At 32.3% G+C, this 4,665-nt stretch carries 4 protein-coding genes and 1 pseudogene; 2 read left to right on the forward strand and 3 right to left on the reverse strand.

Features of this window, described 5'->3' with window-relative positions; all coding sequences use genetic code 11:
• Both LPB89_RS21805 and LPB89_RS21810 read left to right on the forward strand, forming a co-directional pair.
• Positions 1-856, forward strand: a pseudogene (locus LPB89_RS21805) (hypothetical protein); the annotation flags it as partial.
• Positions 856-1,296 carry a hypothetical protein gene (locus LPB89_RS21810; protein WP_230703719.1) on the forward strand — a complete coding sequence of 147 codons (441 nt, stop codon included), beginning with the start codon at positions 856-858 and terminating at the stop codon, positions 1,294-1,296. The pseudogene LPB89_RS21805 and the gene LPB89_RS21810, both read left to right, overlap by 1 nt.
• A 450-nt stretch (positions 1,297-1,746) precedes the next feature.
• Here LPB89_RS21810 and LPB89_RS21815 read toward each other — a convergent pair whose 3' ends face one another.
• The 3 genes from LPB89_RS21815 to LPB89_RS21825 all read right to left on the reverse strand — a co-directional run.
• Positions 1,747-2,793 carry a tyrosine-type recombinase/integrase gene (locus LPB89_RS21815; RefSeq protein ID WP_230703720.1) on the reverse strand — a complete coding sequence of 349 codons (1,047 nt, stop codon included), beginning with the start codon at positions 2,791-2,793 and terminating at the stop codon, positions 1,747-1,749.
• Positions 2,794-3,034: 241 nt separating this feature from the next.
• Complete coding sequence (locus tag LPB89_RS21820; protein WP_230703721.1) at positions 3,035-3,772, reverse strand: hypothetical protein; 738 nt, start codon at positions 3,770-3,772, stop codon at positions 3,035-3,037.
• A 16-nt stretch (positions 3,773-3,788) separates the two neighbouring features.
• A partial coding sequence (locus LPB89_RS21825) for a hypothetical protein (protein ID WP_230703722.1) occupies positions 3,789-4,665 on the reverse strand: 877 nt, incomplete at its 5' end.

The raw sequence follows: 4,665 nt of genomic DNA on the forward strand, positions 1-4,665 counted from the left end.
GGTGGATCCTTTGTTTAGAAATTATGCTTATAATTCTCCTTATGCTTTCAGCGAAAATAGAGTGATCGATGGTGTTGAATTAGAGGGATTAGAGTACGCGACTATTATTTATAAATATTACTACGGCTCGACAAAACCAGTTTTTGAACTTGCTTGGCATAATGATTCACAACACAACGCTCATGGTAGTCTGGGTCAAGGGGTTGCTTTTAAAACAGTATCGTATGATAAATATGGAAAAGCAAAGACAAGCAGTACTACTATGCATGCAAGAGACGCTGGCCTAGATGGTATGCTTGACCATGGATTTTATTATGGACCAACACAATTACCTGAAGTTTATTTAGTAAACAATTATATACTAAAACCAATTGATGGTGTAGATAATGCTGCCAGGAAACATGACATGGGTTATGATGCTGTAGATGCAGGAGCTGAAAATGCTTCACAATCTTGGGCAACAATTGAGGCTGATAAAGCTTTAATTAGTGCTTGTATGAAGATATCTAATTTAGGAAAAGATGGTATAGATCCATTTAATAATCAAAAAATTGGGGACGTGCAGTTTAAAGCCGCAAATGCGGCTGCTACATATTTTGGGTTTGAAGATTTATCAAAAATAGATGAAGTTTCAGGTTTTATGGAAATAAATTATCCAAAGAAGGCACATAAAGCATCTGGATATCTGAATGATGACGAATCTTTACAGAGTAAAAATTATGAGATGTTCAGAGATATTTACATGCATGAAGATAAAAGTGATGGTTTTTGGAAAAAGAATGATGGTATGTGGAAACAAGATAAAGAAGGAACGTGGGTTCCTAAAACTCCAGTTGAACTAAAACGAAAAAAATAATGAAATTTATTTATTTACTCATAATCATTGTATTGTTTCAGTCATGTAGATACGGAATAAATGAAAAGACTAGTTGGATATGCGATTTAAATACAACGTGTCTTGAAGATAATAGTTGGACTTTAATAATGAAGGAATATAGTATTGATAGTATTAAGGATGTTAAGCTATTAGAAAAATTGCAGGATTTTAAAAGTCAGCCTTTTCAAACAAATGTATTGTATTTCAAGGATGAGCCAACCGAACTTATTGGATTTGAATATTATGGGATCAGATATGTTTACAATTCAAAAATAAGTAATCAAATTTTAAATGGGCTATCCCCTCAACTGAGTGATAAAGAGAAAAAACGAATACATAAGCGAATTCAAACTTTACTCATGAAATATCAATGTAAAGAAGGTAAAGCAGAATCAAAAAATACAATTAGTGAGAACTAATAATCTATTTTCTGGGCCCGCTCTCCGAAGAGTTCTTTACAAATAACAAATTTATCGTATGTGCTGTGCGAAGGTCTCCTGACTTCGCAGCCGCAACGATAATCTGCAAAGAGCATCGATTAAAACAAAGAAAACCTGATACCAGATTACTCTGGTACCAGGTTTTTCTTTTATAATCCTTAAACTTCATCAAAAGAAAAACGAATCCTAAAAGTGATATCGAAGAAGAACGACAGATCAGGATTTTTAACGGTAATTCTGCCCGTTTGACATTGCATTTTTTTTACGTCATTTCTCCGTCACCGCTCCGTCAATCCTATATGGAAACTTCGTTTGCGAATTTTAGAGCATTTACTCTTTTTCAGTCAGATTGTCAGGCAACGCGGTAGCGTGAATTGTGATTTTATCACCTGTTAAATCGTAATTTTCTTAGTTGCGGTATAAACCTAATTAATAACTCTCCAGCTTACTATGCACTTTTTCAATTTCCTTATCCATATACGCCTGTGCATAATGTACATAGCGATTGAAAGAAGTACTGGCATGACTGTGTCCGCTAATTTTGCGCACCAAATGTTCCGGCATACCCAAAATTAATAAAGTGGTAATAGCAGTTCGCCGCATCATATGCGAACTCATTTTATCGCAAAACCTGTTTTTAATCAGATCTGTTTTTTTTGTAATGCTTTGTGTTTTGCCTTGTCTTTCGCGGGAAACTTCTATTGGGGCTGTAAAGCCGGCAAGCTCTCCAATTTGTTTGAGGCTTTTATTAAAATTGAACAAACTGATAGTACCAAAAAGCGGCGTTTTATTGTTGGTCGTTGCATAACGCTGGAAAATAGTTATGGCATAAGCAGAAAGTTTGATAAAACTAAAGGTCTTGGTTTTTTTGGATTTGAGTTTTAGGTACCAATCGTCTTCCATTTTTTCGAAGTTTTTAGTGGTCAGTAAAAAAATATCAGAATACCGTAAACCGGTAGTACATCCAAAAACAAAAATATCTTTGATTCGTTTGTAACTCGGAATAAGGGTCTCTTCAAATTCTTTGTCGTGTATTAAAAACTTAAGTTGTTCCGGTGATAAAACAAAGATTTCTATTTCTTCCTTTCTTACATAAAACAGACGTTGAAAATCACCTGTATTTAAATCCTTGTCGTTTTTCAGGTAATTAAAAAATACGCGGATCACTTTAATATTAGCCCCCACATAATTGTCGTGACAGCCTTTTTTATAAAGGAAATCCGTAAACTTTTGATAGAATTTTTTCCAGTAACTTTTCTCTGAGGTCAGTTCCCGTTTATCGAGTTTTGAGGCATCACAAATACGCAGTTCAAATTTAGTATCACTCGAAAACTGAATTAAATTTTGTAAGACATATTTATAATTATCTATTGAACTGGATTTAATTTTTTCACCATTTTTTTTGAGTCGCTTACCCGTTTCCGTTTCTCTGATAAACTGTTTGAAAAGCGGAATAATGGGGCTCGTTTTTTTCATGGTTATGGTTTTTGCTAAAAATACAATTTTAGTTGATAGTGAAACTATTTATGCTCGTAAATAAAAAAACTACAACTTTTTTGAGGTTGTAGTTTTTATTGTTTTCTTGTTTTAATCGATGCTTTTGCGGATCATCGTTGTGGGTGCGAAGTCAGGAGACATTCGCACAGCACACACAATAAATTTATTATTTTAAAAGCACTCTTCGCACAGCTGGGAGCAAACTTTAGGTTCTTAAAAACTATTTACCTAAAAAAAATCTAGATATATATGAATCACAATATTTTTCGTTACATCTTTCTTCGCTAGTATCTTTTTTAAGTTTAATTGATAGAAAATCTAATATTTCTTCATACTTTATATCAAATAAATTTTTGAGTAGAGTTTCGTTAAATTTTACACTTTGATAAAAAAAGTTATCTTTCTTTATATAGTTTACCAATCTGATTTTAAATTTTTCATTCTCAATACCTGTTAATTGTATTGATGAAGTTGGCATCATTTTATTATCAAGTTTAATTATTTTTCTATCAAAATTTTTAGAATTAAACTTATAAGTTAATGAATTAGCATCTAATTTACAGATTGATATTCCACTTAAGGATTGTAGATAAAACATACTACTACTTTCAGTATCAACCAAAACAAAATTAGCACCTCCGTCAGAAGTTTCACAAGTATTTAGTTGTAATTTTAAATTTCCCACATAATCAAGAAAATAGAGTTTAAATTTTCCGTAATTACCTAAATGAGACAACAAAAAATCTGTTTTCATCCCATTAAAAGTAAAAATATCAACAATATCATTATTTTGATATCTACCATCAAATCCTTTTCCAAGAATAAATCTACCTCTATATTTTAATAATGTGGAGCATTTTTTTTCATTTGAAGCAAACCCTTCAATAACATTGTTGAAAGTTTCCTGTGAATACAAAACATTACATATAAAAAAAACTAATAATACAATCTTTCTCATTTCTTTTTACTTTAGTTTAACCTCTTGTGGCTCTATTACTTTTTCTATTACGTGGCACAATCCTAGGTTCTGGTTTTGTATATATTGGTACAATTCCATTTCTATTCATTTGCATATTAAATAATAACGTTGGCGTACTATCAGACGTCCAGCCTTTTGGATACATTTTAGAACCTAATATGTGATTCTGTGGACGAATAACATCTACATTAAATAAAAATTGCGGTGTATATATCGCTAATCCTCCTGGTTGTACTTCATGCTTTGTTGACATCCAGTCTGTGTTTGAAAACATATCTACATGGCTTCCTGTTAGAATTTGCAAACTACCTACAAGTTCGTCTTGCGCAGCGATGTTACAAGCATTTATAAAAAATTTACCCCCATTTTTCACTTGATTCACAATCCCAATTAAACCATCTATTTCATCTTGATTAGTTGCACAAAGTCCGCTTAGATTACTTTGTATATCATCACCACTAACTAATTTTCCATTATTGTTATCAACTTGTATAGCTCTTTTTCCTGTGTCAGACTGATCTGCAGCATTAACATATCTTACTCCATGTGTTTCTATTACGACATTAGCTGCAAGCTTCCCTTTCATATAAGTAGCAAGTTTTTCATTAGCATCTTTTGGACTATTAGCAACAATACCTTTCCATCCTTGTTGTTCAAATCCTCTAAATTGAATTCTATCTCTTTTTGCATCATGTCCATTATCCCATGTTGGATTATAGTCTAAAACAATATAAATATTTTCCTTTGGCGTTTCATTCCTGTTAGGATTTCTGCTTGATTCCAAACCTTCTAATTCTACAGCCATAATCGGAGTATTTCCACTAAATTGATAAGGAGTTAAAAAAGGATATTTACTCTCAAGTGGATCGGTT

Origin of the sequence: Flavobacterium sp. ENC, assembly GCF_020991415.1 — a bacterium.
Taxonomy (GTDB): domain Bacteria; phylum Bacteroidota; class Bacteroidia; order Flavobacteriales; family Flavobacteriaceae; genus Flavobacterium.

What these genes read in the sequence shown, in the direction of transcription:
- LPB89_RS21810 (WP_230703719.1), top strand. Translation starts at nt 856, where the DNA reads ATGAAATTTATTTATTTACTCATAATCATTGTATTGTTTCAGTCATGT.
- LPB89_RS21815 (WP_230703720.1), bottom strand. Translation starts at nt 2,793, where the DNA reads ATGAAAAAAACGAGCCCCATTATTCCGCTTTTCAAACAGTTTATCAGA.
- LPB89_RS21820 (WP_230703721.1), bottom strand. Translation starts at nt 3,772, where the DNA reads ATGAGAAAGATTGTATTATTAGTTTTTTTTATATGTAATGTTTTGTAT.